This window comes from Pseudomonas sp. BT76 TE3572 (assembly GCF_050435365.1).
Taxonomy (GTDB): domain Bacteria; phylum Pseudomonadota; class Gammaproteobacteria; order Pseudomonadales; family Pseudomonadaceae; genus Aquipseudomonas; species Aquipseudomonas fluorescens_W.
In genome coordinates, this window is the sequence record NZ_JBNDKE010000001.1 from 4,560,667 (window position 1) to 4,574,053 (window position 13,387).

Annotated in this window: 16 protein-coding genes; 6 read left to right on the forward strand and 10 right to left on the reverse strand. The window is 59.3% G+C overall.

From position 1 onward, the window contains the following. Positions 1-2 precede the first annotated feature (2 nt). Genes ABH912_RS20640 through folE2 form a run of 5 tightly spaced genes read right to left on the reverse strand, consistent with a single transcriptional unit; the run spans position 3 to position 3,874 of the window. Positions 3-563 carry a DapH/DapD/GlmU-related protein gene (locus tag ABH912_RS20640; protein ID WP_429511519.1) on the reverse strand — a complete coding sequence of 187 codons (561 nt, stop codon included), beginning with the start codon at positions 561-563 and terminating at the stop codon, positions 3-5. Continuing rightward, complete coding sequence (locus ABH912_RS20645) at positions 560-1,435, reverse strand: metal ABC transporter substrate-binding protein (RefSeq protein WP_429511520.1); 876 nt, start codon at positions 1,433-1,435, stop codon at positions 560-562. Before ABH912_RS20645 ends, ABH912_RS20640 begins: the two co-directional genes overlap by 4 nt. 11 nt (positions 1,436-1,446) lie before the next feature. After that, the gene (locus ABH912_RS20650) at positions 1,447-2,313 is read right to left on the reverse strand and encodes a metal ABC transporter permease (RefSeq protein ID WP_429511521.1); all 867 of its coding nucleotides are present in this window, start codon (positions 2,311-2,313) and stop codon (positions 1,447-1,449) included. Continuing rightward, entirely contained in the window at positions 2,313-2,981 is a 669-nt protein-coding gene (locus tag ABH912_RS20655) for a metal ABC transporter ATP-binding protein (protein WP_429511522.1), read from the reverse strand. The genes ABH912_RS20650 and ABH912_RS20655 overlap by 1 nt, the downstream gene beginning before the upstream one ends. Continuing rightward, complete coding sequence (gene folE2 / locus ABH912_RS20660; protein ID WP_429513136.1) at positions 2,978-3,874, reverse strand: GTP cyclohydrolase FolE2; 897 nt, start codon at positions 3,872-3,874, stop codon at positions 2,978-2,980. The genes ABH912_RS20655 and folE2 overlap by 4 nt, the downstream gene beginning before the upstream one ends. A gap of 86 nt (positions 3,875-3,960) precedes the next feature. Here folE2 and ABH912_RS20665 point away from each other — a divergent pair, with 86 nt between their 5' ends. Next, positions 3,961-5,157 (forward strand): N-acetylmuramoyl-L-alanine amidase, encoded by a 1,197-nt coding sequence (locus ABH912_RS20665; RefSeq protein WP_429511523.1) that lies wholly within the window; start codon positions 3,961-3,963, stop codon positions 5,155-5,157. On the opposite strand, the gene ABH912_RS20670 is transcribed toward ABH912_RS20665, so the two are convergent. Continuing rightward, on the reverse strand, positions 5,154-5,531 hold the full coding sequence (locus ABH912_RS20670; RefSeq protein WP_429511524.1) for a glutamine synthetase: 378 nt from the start codon (positions 5,529-5,531) through the stop codon (positions 5,154-5,156). The genes ABH912_RS20665 and ABH912_RS20670 overlap by 4 nt on opposite strands. A gap of 143 nt (positions 5,532-5,674) precedes the next feature. Between ABH912_RS20670 and zigA the strand changes: the two genes are divergently transcribed. Next, a complete protein-coding gene (gene zigA / locus ABH912_RS20675; protein WP_429511525.1) occupies positions 5,675-6,883 on the forward strand; it encodes a zinc metallochaperone GTPase ZigA in 1,209 nt (402 codons plus the stop codon). After that, entirely contained in the window at positions 6,883-7,533 is a 651-nt protein-coding gene (locus tag ABH912_RS20680; RefSeq protein ID WP_429511526.1) for a DUF1826 domain-containing protein, read from the forward strand. The genes zigA and ABH912_RS20680 overlap by 1 nt, the downstream gene beginning before the upstream one ends. 4 nt (positions 7,534-7,537) lie before the next feature. Here ABH912_RS20680 and ABH912_RS20685 read toward each other — a convergent pair whose 3' ends face one another. After that, a complete protein-coding gene (locus ABH912_RS20685) occupies positions 7,538-7,894 on the reverse strand; it encodes an NADH:ubiquinone oxidoreductase (protein ID WP_429511527.1) in 357 nt (118 codons plus the stop codon). A 26-nt stretch (positions 7,895-7,920) separates the two neighbouring features. Here ABH912_RS20685 and ABH912_RS20690 point away from each other — a divergent pair, with 26 nt between their 5' ends. After that, positions 7,921-8,892 (forward strand): CobW family GTP-binding protein, encoded by a 972-nt coding sequence (locus ABH912_RS20690; protein ID WP_429511528.1) that lies wholly within the window; start codon positions 7,921-7,923, stop codon positions 8,890-8,892. Between the two features lies 1 nt (position 8,893). On the opposite strand, the gene ABH912_RS20695 is transcribed toward ABH912_RS20690, so the two are convergent. Beyond that, positions 8,894-9,307, reverse strand: coding sequence for a DUF3301 domain-containing protein (locus ABH912_RS20695; RefSeq protein ID WP_033059629.1), 414 nt, complete (start codon positions 9,305-9,307; stop codon positions 8,894-8,896). Between the two features lie 120 nt (positions 9,308-9,427). Between ABH912_RS20695 and pdxY the strand changes: the two genes are divergently transcribed. Then, on the forward strand, positions 9,428-10,300 hold the full coding sequence (pdxY, locus tag ABH912_RS20700) for a pyridoxal kinase PdxY (protein ID WP_429511529.1): 873 nt from the start codon (positions 9,428-9,430) through the stop codon (positions 10,298-10,300). Positions 10,301-10,354: 54 nt separating this feature from the next. Here pdxY and ABH912_RS20705 read toward each other — a convergent pair whose 3' ends face one another. Then, complete coding sequence (locus ABH912_RS20705) at positions 10,355-10,837, reverse strand: acyl-CoA thioesterase (RefSeq protein WP_074872148.1); 483 nt, start codon at positions 10,835-10,837, stop codon at positions 10,355-10,357. A gap of 290 nt (positions 10,838-11,127) precedes the next feature. Between ABH912_RS20705 and ABH912_RS20710 the strand changes: the two genes are divergently transcribed. Further along, positions 11,128-12,891, forward strand: a complete 1,764-nt coding sequence (locus ABH912_RS20710) for a cation:proton antiporter (RefSeq protein WP_429511530.1) — start codon at positions 11,128-11,130, stop codon at positions 12,889-12,891. 21 nt (positions 12,892-12,912) lie between these two features. Here ABH912_RS20710 and ABH912_RS20715 read toward each other — a convergent pair whose 3' ends face one another. Continuing rightward, on the reverse strand, positions 12,913-13,320 hold the full coding sequence (locus ABH912_RS20715) for an SMI1/KNR4 family protein (protein WP_008007803.1): 408 nt from the start codon (positions 13,318-13,320) through the stop codon (positions 12,913-12,915). Positions 13,321-13,387 lie beyond the last annotated feature (67 nt).

Sequence of the window (13,387 nt, forward strand, 5' to 3'; positions counted from 1 at the left end):
GGTCAGAACTCGTTCTGCAGGGCTTTGTAGCCAAGCACCAGATCGACGTTGGTGCGCGCCACGTCCTCGGAAAATTCCGAGGCGCTGACGCTTACCGGTGGGAACTGCGACAGATCTGTCTTCGGGCCGATGCGGGTGGTGGAGGGCACATAGAAGTCTTCGGGCAAGTCGCGACCATCGACCACCGAGTTGTGCCGCACCACGCAACCGTCACCGACTGCGCAGTTGAACAGCACGCTGTTGAACCCGATAAACACCCGGTCGCCCACCGAGCACGGACCATGAACGATCGAGCGGTGGGCGATAGAGCTGAACTCGCCGATGGTCACTGCCGCGCCGGACTTGGAGTGGATCACCACGCCATCCTGGATGTTCGAATTGGCGCCGATGATGATCGGCTCCATCTCGCCTGAGGCATCCACTTCGTCGGCACGAATCACCGCGTACGGGCCGACGAAGACGTTCTCGCCGATCACCACTTTTCCGCAGATGATGGCGGTTTTATCCACGTAGGCAGACTCTGCTATGACCGGCAAATCACCGGAAGGATTCTTGCGGATCATGGCTTGCTCAACGCGTTGTACAGGGTGTTGAGGTTGTACTCGAACAACCCGATGAAGGTGCTGGCCGGTCCGGTCGCCGCGAGCGCATCGGAGTACAACGTGCCACCGATGTGCGCGCCGCTTTCATCGGCAATCTGTTTGAGCAGACGTGCATCCTTGATGTTTTCCATGAACACCGCTTTGACCTTGGCCTGGCGAATCTGAGTGATCAATGCAGCGACTTCGGCGGCTGACGGTTCGCGCTCAGTGGACAGACCTTGAGGGGCCATGAAGTCGATGCCGTAAGCCTGACCGAGATAACCGAAGGCGTCGTGGGACGTCACGATTTTGCGATTGCCCGGCGGTAGCGAACCGAGTTTGACCTTGGCTTCGGCAAGCAGAGCGTAGATCTGTTTCAGGTAGGCCTGACTGTTGCGTTCGTAGTCGGCTTTATTCGTCGGGTCGGCAGCGATCAGCGCCTTGGTGATGTTGCTGATATACAGCTCAGCGTTCGCCAGGTTGTGCCAAGCGTGAGGGTCGGGAATCGTCTCGCCATCTTCATCCAGGGAGCGCGGGATGATGCCGTGGCTCGCGCTGATCACTGGCGCTTTGGTCTCGGTGCTGGTCACCAGGCGGTCCAGCCATGGCTCGAAACCCAAGCCGTTTTTGATGATGAGTTTGGCGTTCAGCAACGCCTTGGCGTCGTCCGGCGTCGGCTCGTACGTGTGAGCATCGGCGTCCGCGCCGACCATGTTGGTGATCTGGATGTGGTCGCCGCCGACCTGATGGGTCATGTCGGCGAGGATGCTGAAACTGGTGACTACCTGAAGTTTTTCCGCAGCAGACAGCGACATCGACAGCAGCAAACTGAACAGCACGAGTAAAACGCGCATCGGGTAACACCTCATTGGGATGTGAGCAAAGGCGGGCGGCGCAGCAAACCGTGCACCGGTCCGAACACCACGGACAGCAGATACAAACCGCCAGCCACCAGCACGATCGCCGGGCCACTGGGCAGCGAGAAGTAGAACGACAGCAACAGTCCGAGCCACACCGAGAGGCAGCCGAGCAGGGCGGCGATGGCCATTAACGTCGGCAAGCGACGACTCCAGAAGCGCGACGCGGCGGCGGGCAACATCATCAAACCGACCACCATCAGCGCGCCGATGGCTTGAAAACCGATCACCAGATTCAGCACCACCAGGGTTAGAAATACGCCGTGTGCCAGGGGGCCTAGTCGGCTGACGGTTTGCAGAAAGAGTGGGTCGAGGGTGTCCAGCAACAGCGGTTTGTAGATGAACGCCATGGCGATCAGGCTGAAGCCGGAGACCCAGAGCATGCCCGTTAACGTCGGGCCATCGACCGCCAGTGCCGAGCCAAATAACAGGTGCAACAGGTCCAGACGTTTGCCGGCGATTCCGAGGATCAGCACACCGCAGGCAAGGGAGATGGGGTAGATCGCGGCGAGGCTGGCGTCTTCCCGCAGGCCGGTGCGACGGGTGATCCAGGCGGCGAGGCCGGCCATGCCGAGACCGGCACCGAGGCCGCCGACGGTCAGCGCCGGCAGACTCAATCCGGCGAACCAGAAGCCCAATGCGGCCCCCGGCAGAATGCCGTGAGCCACCGCGTCGCCGATCAGGCTCATGCGTCGCAGGATCAAAAACACACCTAACGGTGCGGTGCTGCATGCCAGGACCAACCCGCCGAGAAGTGCTCGACGCATGAACACGAACTCGTGGAACGGTTGCCAAAGATGAGCGGCCGCGAGCATCAGGCCACCCGCGTTTGTGGTTGTTGATGGATCAGGTCAACGCTCGACCCGAGGACACAGCCGGAGCTTTTGATCAGCAACGTTTGAGGAATGTGTTGGCGAGCGGCGGCCAGGTCATGGCACACGATCACTTGGGTTCGGCCTTCGGCATGCCAGGCATGAATGTGTTTCCAGAGCAGTGCCTGACCGAGCTCGTCGAGGGCGGCGTGGGGTTCGTCGAGCAACAGCAGTGGTGAATCCGCGAGGCTTAAACGGGCGAGCAGGGCACGCTGTAATTCGCCACCGGACAAGGCCATCAGCGAGCGCTGTTCCAAACCGCTCAGACACCAGTCTTCCAGAACGGCTTTGAGGCGTTGTCTGCGTATCTCGGGAGACTGCGTGCTACCCCAGAAACCGGCGGCCACTAACTCTTCCAAGCTGATGGGGAATTGGCGATCCAGGTGTTGTTGCTGGGGTAGGAACGAGAGGCTGCGCTTGCGTGGAACATCCAGGATGACTTTGCCGGTCAGCGGTTTTTGCAAACCCGCGATGACTTTCAGCAGGCTGCTTTTACCCGAACCGTTCGCACCGATTACGGCGGTCAGACTTCCTTGGGCCAGTTCGAAATCCACGGGTGGAGTCAGGGCCTGGCCGGGTGCACCCCATCGCAAGGCTTGGCAATGAATCATGCGGCCTCCCAATTCCAACGGCTTTCGGCGACGGCATCGTGGGCGTGGAGGCTTTCCGCGTGGACGACTCGTAGGTGGAAGGCGTTGATGCCGGGGGAGCGTTTCAGGGCCAAGTTCAAACGGCGGGCGGCGTCTTCGCAGAACATCAGGTTCTGCCCGTTGGCCAGCGCGAAGGCTTGTTCGTCGGCGCGTTTCACGGCGGTTTGCACGGCGGTGCCGAGGGCCGCTTCGGCGTCGTTGATGATCGCGATCAGCGGTAGGTCATCCAGATAGTCGTCCACTCGAAGCCGCAATTTCGCAGTGCTCCGTTGGCTGTGCGGCGTTGCGACGATGCCTTTTGTCGAGCCGAGCCAAGTCAACACATCAGCGTGTTGCAGCGGCTTGTTGGCGAAGTCATCGACGAATTGTTGCTGAATCAACTGCCGGGATAGTGCGGCCGAGCAGGGACAGGTCGAGGAATAAGACACGTCGATTTTTAGTTCCACGTGGAACATCGCGTTTTTCAAACGTGCTTCGATGCTCACTGGATAGGTTTTCCAGCCGGCCAATGGACTGACCAGCGCCGGTCTTTTGAGCAGTAAATCGGTGTGAATTTTTAAGTACGCGCTGTTGGACAGTCCTTCATGAGTCTTGAGAAAACTTTGCAAAATTCGCCGTAACAAAGCGGGCGTCAGGTTTTCTTGCTCGAGCATTTCCAGCGCCAAGTACAGCCGCGACATATGAATACCGCGCGCCTCGCCATCATCGAGGCTAACGCCGGCGTCGGCCTTTGCACTGATTCGTTGGCCATCGAACAAAACAGGAAGAGCAATGCCGCACATGCCCACCCAGTCGAGTGGCAGGGCTTGGCGTGAGGCCTGCGCGGCGATATCCGGCAGAGTCAGCGCATTCATGAGCAGGTCCATCGTGGGAGTCGATGCCTTATGTTATGTTATTACATCTAAATCGACCATGCCTTTTTCATGAACAGGCTTTCATCATGCACAGACGTCACTTGCTCAACCTGATCCTGGCCAGCGCGGCCTTCGCTTTGCCGTTTGGTGTTTCGGCCACACAGATTCGCAATGCGCGGCTCTGGCGTTCGGATGACAAGTTGCGATTGGTGTTCGATCTGAGCGGGCCGGTGCAATACAAGACGTTTTCCCTGAGCGCTCCCGAACGGCTGATCATCGACCTGAGTGGTGCCAACCTCAGTGGCGATTTCAGTCAGTTGGCGCTCAGCAACACGGTGATTCGCTCGATACGCTCTGGGCCCTTCGGACAGGGCGATACGCGAATCGTCCTCGACCTCAGCGGCCCGGTGCAGCTCGCCAGTTTTTTGCTGCCGCCACAGGACGGTCAGGGCCATCGACTGGTACTCGATCTGAAGACGGCTGCGCCGTTACAAATGGCGGCGGCGCCCGAGGCGACCGTCGACAAGGCTCACCCCAAGCGCGACATCATCGTCGTGGTCGACCCCGGTCACGGCGGCAAAGACCCCGGCGCGATCGGCGCCAAAGGTGAGCGTGAGAAGGACGTGGTGCTGTCCATCGCCCAGCTGTTGGCCAAACGGCTGAAACGCGAGAAGGGCTTCGACGTGAAACTGGTGCGCAACGACGACTTCTTCGTCCCGCTACGCAAGCGTGTGGAGATCGCTCGCAAGCACAACGCCGACATGTTCATCTCGGTGCATGCCGATGCCGCACCGCGTCTTACCGCGTCAGGCGCTTCGGTCTACTGCCTGTCCGAGGGTGGAGCAACCTCGGCGACGGCGCGTTTCATGGCGCAACGTGAGAACGGCGCGGACCTGCTGGGCGCTACCAGCCTGCTCAACCTCAAGGATAAGGACCCGATGCTTGCCGGGGTGATTCTCGACATGTCGATGAACGCGACCCTCGCCGCCAGTTTGCAGTTGGGCAGCACGGTGCTCGGCAGTCTGGCGGGTATCACCACATTGCATCAGAAGCGCGTGGAACAAGCGGGATTTGCCGTGCTGAAATCGCCGGATGTGCCGTCGATCCTGGTGGAAACCGGCTTCATATCTAACGCTCGCGACAGTCAGAGACTGGTCACTGCGCGTTACCAGCAGGCCGTAGCCGATGGCTTGTTCGAAGGGTTACAGCGCTACTTCCAGAAAAATCCGCCGGTAAACAGTTACGTCGCTTGGCAGCAGGAGCAGAAAAAGATTCAGGCCTAACAGCCGGCGATTCGGCTACAGGTGAACTTGCCGCTGCTGCCACCGGAACTGGAAAACCGATTGATCGTGGTCCAGCCGACGCGGCGGTTGTAGCCGACCCAGGCCTCACCATCGGAAGCGAGCCCGGTGAAGAACGTGAGTTGCCCGTAGCGACTGTTGGTCTGCGCCCAATGGCGTTTTCCGGCCGCTTCGAAGCCACGCAGATAGATCGTGCTTCCGACGGTGTTGACGCTGTAGGCGTTGCCGTCACCATCCATGCAGGCCAGCAGATTGGCGCTTCGGGTGCATTTGGCCAGGCTCGGGATTTGCGCCCAGGCGTCGACAGCAATCAGCAGCGAAACGCTCATCAGCGTTATTTTCAGGGCTACACGCATAGGATTTCTCACGGATCGAACGGGCTTGAGCATCGTGCCCTTTGTCATCGTGGGCAAGAGGAGAGTGGCTTGATTGTGTTGTTATACTATAACATCAAGTTAAGCCCGACACTGCGACCGGGCATCTTTGTGAGGAATACCTGATGCCCAATCGTCTCCCCGTAACCGTCCTGTCGGGCTTTCTCGGTGCTGGCAAAAGCACGCTGCTCAACTACGTGCTGCGCAATCGCGACAACCTGCGCGTCGCCGTGATCGTCAATGATATGAGCGAAATCAACATTGATGGCGGCGAAGTCCAGCGCGATGTCAGCCTGAACCGCGCGGAAGAAAAACTCGTAGAGATGAGCAATGGCTGCATCTGCTGCACTTTGCGCGAAGACTTGTTGGAAGAGGTGAGCAAACTCGCCAAGGAGGGTCGTTTTGATTATTTATTGATCGAATCCACCGGCATTTCCGAGCCGCTGCCCGTGGCGGAAACCTTCACCTTTCGCGATGAGGAAGAGCAGAGCCTGGCCGACATCGCCCGGCTCGACACCATGGTCACCGTGGTCGATGGCATGAACTTCCTGATCGACTATCAGGCCGCCGAAAGCCTCGCCTCCCGTGGTGAAACCTTGGGCGAGGAGGACGAGCGCTCCATCACCGACCTGTTGATCGAGCAGATCGAATTCGCCGACGTGATACTGATCAGCAAGATCGACTTGATCAGCAGCAGCGAACGCCAGGAGCTGATCGCGATCCTTGAGCGGCTTAACGCCCAGGCGGAAATCATCCCGATGGTCATGGGCGAAATTCCCTTGGCGAAGATCCTGAATACTGGTCGTTTCGACTTCGAGAAGGCCGCCCAGGCGCCGGGCTGGTTACAGGAATTGCGTGGCGAACACGTACCGGAAACCGAAGAATACGGCATCGCCTCGACAGCCTACCGAGCACGCCGACCGTTTCATCCGCAGCGTTTTTTCAGCTTCATCGACCGCCCGTGGGTGAACGGCAAACTGCTGCGCTCCAAGGGGTTCTTCTGGCTGGCCAGCAAGCACATGGACGCCGGTAGCTGGTCCCAGGCGGGCGGATTGATGCGCCATGGTTTCGCCGGACGCTGGTGGCGTTTCGTGCCGAAAACCCAGTGGCCGCAGGACGAAGAAAGCACCGCCGGGATCATGGAAAACTGGACCGCAACCACTGGCGATTGCCGCCAGGAACTGGTGTTCATTGGCCAGAACATCGACTTCGCGCAACTCACCAGCGAACTCGACAATTGCCTGCTGAGCGACGATGAAATGGCGTTAGGTGTCGAGGGCTGGCGATTGCTGCCAGATCCATTCGGCCCGTGGCATGACGAGGCCGCAGCCTGATGTTGGCACCCAGTCTGAAACTGCGGCCGATCATTTATCAGGTTCAAGGTAAGACGCCGCAAGCGCTGACCCGAATACTGGATGACGGCGTAAATCTCGCCGTTTGGCAGCGCCAACTGCCGGCGCACATCGCTGATTTCGGGCGTTTGTTGCTGTCCCTGAACGAGCCGTTGGCGGAGTCGCTGGTCCTGGAACTGCCCAGCGATGACACCGAACCCAATCTGCATGGATTGGCCTCAGGTTTCAGCGATCTCGAAGGTTACGAAGGTTTCATCGCCGACGTCTCCTGGCTGGTCAGTGCTTTCGCCTGTTTGCTGGGCGCCAAGCGTGTCGGCCTGCGCTTGCGGGTCCTGGACAAGGCCATGTGCCCGCGTTTTCACGTCGATCACGTGCCGGTGCGGCTGATCACCACGTATTGCGGGATTGGCAGCCAGTGGCTGAAGGAAGGTGCGATGGATCGCCGACAACTGGGCGACGCCGATGCCGAACCCCAGGACGATTCGCGGATAGAGCAGATCGCCAGCGGCGAAGTCGCGCTGCTCAAAGGCGAGAAATGGCATGGCAACGAAGGCTTCGGCCTGATTCACCGCTCGCCACAGCTGGCGTCCGGTGAGCGGCGGCTGATCCTGACGCTCGACTGGCTGAGCTAACGGCTCACGGCTTGAGCCAGGTTCCCTGGCTCTGGGCTTCACAAAACGGCTTCAAATACGCCGCATCCGTGGCCACGCCGTAATAGTGAATATCCTGCCGGTAAGGCATATTGGCGACTTGGGCATTGCTGCACACGCCGAACGCGCGGGTGGGGCATTGGTCGACGTACTGCACCTCGACTTTCTGGCCAGGAAGGTTTGGCTGGCAGAAACCATCGGCGAACAGTTTTTCCGGGATGTTGCGGTTCTGCTGGCAGACTTTCACGTCGAGTCGCTCAGCCGTGCTATGTACCACACAGGCTTGAGCCAGCGCTTCACCTGAAGTGAGCACCAGCAGCAACGACAATCCCATCAACCGCATCCTTACCTCCTCAGAAAACTTCGACCATGTTGCAGAACATTCCCACTCACGTCATTGCGGGTCCCTTGGGTGCCGGCAAGACCAGCCTGATCAAGCACCTGCTGGCGCAGCGGCCGCCGAATGAGCGTTGGGCGGTGCTGATCAACGAGTTCGGCCAGATCGGCCTCGACGCTGCGTTGCTGACCCAGGACGCCGATGGTATCGCACTGGGTGAAGTGGCCGGGGGCTGTTTGTGTTGCGTGAATGGTGCGCCGTTTCAGATCGGCCTCGGGCGTTTGCTGCGCAAGGCGCGGCCGGATCGGCTGTTTATCGAGCCCTCCGGGCTGGGGCATCCGGCACAATTGCTCAGGCAATTGAGTGAGGCGCCGTGGCAAGGCGTGTTGGCTGTTCAACCCTGCGTGCTGGTGCTGGACGCCCAGGCACTGGCTGCCGGCAAACCGCTGCCGGTGGCGCAACAGGAAGCGCTGAAGAGCGCCGGGTTGTTGCTGATGAATAAAGCCGAAAATATCGACGACGCTGATCGCCAGCGAATCGCCGCGCAGTTGCCGGCGCGTCCGTTGTATTGGACGCAGCAAGCCGCGTTGCCATTGAGTGAGTTACCAGGGCTTGCGGTTCAGGCGGTAGCGGGTGTGGATAACTTCGTTGCGCCCAAAGGATTGGCACAGCTGCCGGCCATCTGGACCGATCCTGCGCTGCCCATTTGCTTGAGTCAGGAGCAGGAGGGCGGCTGGAGCGTTGGGTGGCGCTGGCATCCGAGTCAGGCTTTCGATACGACGCTTGTTGGCCGTTGGCTTGAAAGCCTTGCCTGGCGGCGGGCGAAGCTGGTTATCCACAGTGTCGACGGTTGGGTTTCGGCGAATGCGCTGGAAAACTCGGTGCTGGACTGGCAGCCCAGCGAATGGCGGCGTGATTCGCGTATCGAGCTGATTTTCAGTGAGCCGCAGGATGTTGATTCATTGCAAAGAGATCTAGCCGACTGCCGGTCGAGCCCGACTTGAATCAAGGACGCCATTTGGTGTGTTCTTGCCGCCACTGACTCATCTCGATCACCTCGGCGCGCGGTTTCACTACTTCGGCCACCGCAGGTGTGTCGTCGAACGGCATCGGGTAGGGCGCCAGCTCAATCTGCGCACTGTGGGCGCCGAACTGGGTGATAGTACCGTTGTGACGGCTTTCACCGGTCACGGTGAATTCGAAGTTATACACACGGGCGAGGCGCCGCCGGCCGTTGGCGTCTTTAATGAAGGCGAGCTTCTTCAAGGCCACGTTGCCGTCCAGCAGCTCGATTCCTAGCTTTGTGCAATGCAGCTTGACCCGCTCCAGCGCACGCTCGCGCAAGCCATGGTTGTGCCACAACCACGCGCCACCGGTGGCAAGCAGCATCAGGACGAAGATATTTCCAAGGGTCAGCATCAACACGTTGCTCCAACAAGATAGTGTCAGCTTAACTGCGTCGCCGGTCTGTCGTACAGGCTGCGTTTAGTCGCATACTGCGCGGCTTGAATTTCAATCGTTTGACGGAAAACCCAGCGCATGAAACGTACGCCCCATCTGCTCGCCATTCAGTCCCACGTGGTGTTCGGCCACGCTGGCAACAGCGCCGCGGTTTTCCCGATGCAGCGGGTCGGGGTGAATGTCTGGCCGCTCAATACGGTGCAGTTCTCCAACCACACCCAGTACGGCCAGTGGGCCGGTGAAGTGCTGGCGCCGCATCAGATTCCCGATCTGGTCGAAGGCATCGCGGCGATTGGCGAGCTGGGCAACTGTGATGCCGTGTTGTCCGGCTATCTTGGCAGTGCTGCTCAGGGCCGGGCGATCCTGACAGGGGTGGCGCGGATCAAGTCGATGAATCCCAAGGCTCTGTATCTGTGTGACCCGGTGATGGGCCATCCGGAGAAGGGGTGCAGCGTGCCTGCGGAAGTCAGCGATTTCCTGCTGGAGGAGGCGGCTGCCGTGGCGGACTTCATGTGCCCGAACCAGCTGGAGCTGGACAGCTTTTCGGGACGCAAGCCGCAATCGTTGTTCGATTGCCTGGCTATGGCGCGAGCGTTGCTGGCGCGCGGTCCGAAGGCTGTCCTGGTCAAGCATCTGGACTATCCCGGTAAACCGACGGATGTTTTCGAGATGTTGCTCGTGACGGCTGAAGACAGCTGGCATCTGCGCCGTCCGCTGCTGGCGTTCCCGCGTCAGCCGGTGGGCGTCGGCGACCTGACTTCCGGGTTGTTTCTGGCTCGCGTACTGTTGGGCGATAGCCTGGTGGCTGCATTTGAATTCGCCGCGTCGGCGGTGCATGAAGTGCTGCTGGAAACCCAGGCTTGCTCCAGCTATGAGCTGGAACTGGTGCGGGCTCAGGACCGGATCGCGCACCCGCGGGTGCGGTTCGAGGCGACAGCGATCAGTTTGTAACAACATTCGCCGAAAAAAATCGCAGCCTTTGCGCAGGCTGCGACTTTGTCGATATCAGGCGTCGCCCTTGATGTCCTGATAGCGCTTTTCCAGTTCCTGACGAATCTGCCGACGTTGCTGAGCCTGCATGAAGCGGCGTTTGTCTTCGCTGTTCTGCGGTTGCAATGGCGGGACAGCAGCCGGTTTGCGGTCGTCATCCACTGCGACCATGGTGAAGAAGCAGCTGTTGGTGTGGCGCACCGAGCGCTCGCGGATGTTTTCGGTCACCACCTTGATGCCCACCTCCATGGAGGTGTTGCCGGTGTAATTGACCGAGGCCAGAAAGGTCACCAGTTCGCCGACATGAATCGGCTCGCGGAAAATCACCTGGTCCACCGACAGGGTCACCACGTAGCGGCCGGCATAACGGCTGGCGCAGGCGTAGGCCACTTCGTCGAGGTATTTGAGCAAGGTACCGCCGTGGACATTGCCAGAGAAGTTGGCCATGTCGGGGGTCATCAATACCGTCATCGACAGTTGTGCGTTTCCGGGTTCCATAGCGTACTCACGGTTCAAGGCAGAATTTCGGGAGGGCGGCACCTCTGCGGGGGCCTCGTCAGCTTTTTCAAACCAACAGTTATCGGGACGCCGGGCGGGTGACTGCCGTCACGCCCGAATCGATCTGTTTCCATATATTGCACCGCCTTTCTGCCGGAAGTCGCGGTGTTACCCTTCAAAAGCCCCTTCTCAAGGGTAATTCCCACGCGGAAAGTGGATTTTTTACCTTGCTCGAACAGGCCTTTCCTACGTCTGTCGATTGAGCAATGTCACCCAAGGAGCCCCACGCCATGCACGCCATCAGTTTCATTCAAGATCTGGCAGTGATCATGTTGATCGCGGGTGTGGTGACCGTGCTGTTTCATCGCTTCAAACAACCGGTGGTACTTGGTTACATCGTCGCTGGCTTCATCATCGGCCCGCATACCCCGCCGTTCAGCCTGATCCACGATGAAGAAACCATCAAAACCCTCGCCGAACTCGGGGTGATATTCCTGATGTTCTGCCTGGGCCTGGAGTTCAGCCTGCGCAAGCTGTTCAAGGTTGGCGCCACGGCGTTCATTGCGGCGTTCCTGGAAATCGTGCTGATGATCTGGATCGGCTACGAGATCGGTCGCTGGTTCGACTGGAACACCATGGACTCGCTGTTCCTCGGCGCGATCCTGGCGATTTCCTCAACCACCATCATCGTCAAGGCGCTCAACGACCTGAAGATGAAGAACGAGCGCTTTGCCCAGCTGATTTTCGGCGTGCTGATCGTTGAAGACATCCTTGGCATCGGCATCATCGCCTTGCTGTCGAGCATCGCAGTCAGCGGCACAGTCAGTTCTGGCGAAGTGTTTTCCACGGTCGGCAAGCTCTCGCTGTTCATGATCGTTGCACTGGTCATCGGCATTCTGCTGGTGCCGCGATTGCTGGCTTACGTGGCGAAGTTCGAAAGCAATGAAATGCTGCTGATCACGGTGTTAGGCCTGTGTTTCGGCTTCTGTTTGCTGGTGGTCAAACTTGAGTACAGCATGGTGCTCGGTGCCTTCCTGATTGGCGCGATCATGGCTGAATCCCGGCAATTGCTGAAAATCGAGCGTTTGATCGAACCGGTTCGCGACCTGTTCAGTGCGATCTTCTTTGTCGCCATTGGGCTGATGCTCGATCCGATGATCCTGCTGCAATACGCGTGGCCGATTGCGGTGATTACCGTGGCCGTGGTGCTGGGCAAGATGTTTTCTTGCGGTCTTGGCGCCTTTATCGCTGGCAATGATGGACGCACCTCACTTCGAGTCGGGATGGGGCTTTCGCAGATTGGCGAATTCTCTTTCATCATCGCGGCGCTGGGCATGACGTTACAGGTCACCAGCAACTTCCTTTACCCGGTCGCCGTTGCTGTCTCGGTGATCACCACGTTGCTGACGCCCTACCTGATCCGCGCGGCTGATCCGCTGTCGATCAAGCTTGCCGCGGTGATGCCGAAGCGACTGGGCAGGGTATTGGGGATGTACGGCGAATGGCTGCGCAGCATCCAGCCTCAGGGTGAGGGCGCGTTGCTGGCGTTGATGATTCGGCGGATTCTGTTGCAGGTGGGAGTCAATCTGGCGCTGGTGATTGCGATCTTCTTCTCGGGTGCTTTTTTCGCCGAGCGCATGTCCGCTTACCTGCAAGACTGGATCAGCGACCCGAGCTGGCAGAAAGCGTTGATCTGGGGTGGGGCGTTGCTGTTGTCGCTACCTTTCCTGATCGCCGCCTATCGCAAGCTCAAGGCGCTCTCGATGCTGTTGGCGGAGATGGGCGTGAAGCCGGAGATGGCCGGCCGCCACACGCAGCGAGTGCGTCGGGTGATCGCCGAAGTGATCCCGATCCTCTCGCTGCTGGTGATTTTCCTGCTGCTGGCAGCCTTGTCGGCCAGTATTCTGCCGACCAACAAGTTGCTGGTGCTGATCGTCGTCGTCGCGGCCGCTGTAGCGGCGCTGCTCTGGCGCTGGTTCATCCGCGTGCACACGCGGATGCAGGTGGCGTTGCTCGAAACATTGGACAACCACAAGGATTCGTCCGGGCATTAACCCAGTGGCGCTTCAGACGTCTCAGCTTTCCAGCCAGACGTCCCGCGCCCAGTGCCACACCGATTCCCAGGTTTCTTCGGCGATCAGCTCTTCTTCGGCCAACCACAGCACCACGGTGCCGTCTTCTTCGACCAGGTAGTAGTTGTCACCGTCCTGGCAGATCGGAATCATGCTGCGATCAACACCCGCGTCCCAGGCGTTGGCGGCAACGTCCGGCAGGTAGGTGTGGGATTGCGGGTCGGTAACGGTTACCGGCTCCAGGCTGCCGTAGACGACGTCGCTGACGGTCAGCAAAAATTCTCTGAAGACAAATGGAATGTCGATGAACAGTTGTTCTTCGATTTCCACGATCTGGTCTTCGTCGGGTAACTCCAAGGGGACCGGTACCGGTTCGTTGGCTTCACGCAGTTGTTCGATGATTTCTTCCACGTCCGGGATCCTCTTGCTTGATGGCGCGGTTTAGTTGGGGCGGTTTATACAGTAGCTCGCTATAGAT

Bases quoted from the DNA above. Each gene is read 5' to 3' on its own strand.
- ABH912_RS20640 (WP_429511519.1), bottom strand. From the start codon at position 563: ATGATCCGCAAGAATCCTTCCGGTGATTTGCCGGTCATAGCAGAGTCT.
- ABH912_RS20645 (WP_429511520.1), bottom strand. From the start codon at position 1,435: ATGCGCGTTTTACTCGTGCTGTTCAGTTTGCTGCTGTCGATGTCGCTG.
- ABH912_RS20650 (WP_429511521.1), bottom strand. From the start codon at position 2,313: ATGCTCGCGGCCGCTCATCTTTGGCAACCGTTCCACGAGTTCGTGTTC.
- ABH912_RS20655 (WP_429511522.1), bottom strand. From the start codon at position 2,981: ATGATTCATTGCCAAGCCTTGCGATGGGGTGCACCCGGCCAGGCCCTG.
- folE2 (WP_429513136.1), bottom strand. From the start codon at position 3,874: ATGAATGCGCTGACTCTGCCGGATATCGCCGCGCAGGCCTCACGCCAA.
- ABH912_RS20665 (WP_429511523.1), top strand. From the start codon at position 3,961: ATGCACAGACGTCACTTGCTCAACCTGATCCTGGCCAGCGCGGCCTTC.
- ABH912_RS20670 (WP_429511524.1), bottom strand. From the start codon at position 5,531: ATGCGTGTAGCCCTGAAAATAACGCTGATGAGCGTTTCGCTGCTGATT.
- zigA (WP_429511525.1), top strand. From the start codon at position 5,675: ATGCCCAATCGTCTCCCCGTAACCGTCCTGTCGGGCTTTCTCGGTGCT.
- ABH912_RS20680 (WP_429511526.1), top strand. From the start codon at position 6,883: ATGTTGGCACCCAGTCTGAAACTGCGGCCGATCATTTATCAGGTTCAA.
- ABH912_RS20685 (WP_429511527.1), bottom strand. From the start codon at position 7,894: ATGCGGTTGATGGGATTGTCGTTGCTGCTGGTGCTCACTTCAGGTGAA.
- ABH912_RS20690 (WP_429511528.1), top strand. From the start codon at position 7,921: ATGTTGCAGAACATTCCCACTCACGTCATTGCGGGTCCCTTGGGTGCC.
- ABH912_RS20695 (WP_033059629.1), bottom strand. From the start codon at position 9,307: ATGCTGACCCTTGGAAATATCTTCGTCCTGATGCTGCTTGCCACCGGT.
- pdxY (WP_429511529.1), top strand. From the start codon at position 9,428: ATGAAACGTACGCCCCATCTGCTCGCCATTCAGTCCCACGTGGTGTTC.
- ABH912_RS20705 (WP_074872148.1), bottom strand. From the start codon at position 10,837: ATGGAACCCGGAAACGCACAACTGTCGATGACGGTATTGATGACCCCC.
- ABH912_RS20710 (WP_429511530.1), top strand. From the start codon at position 11,128: ATGCACGCCATCAGTTTCATTCAAGATCTGGCAGTGATCATGTTGATC.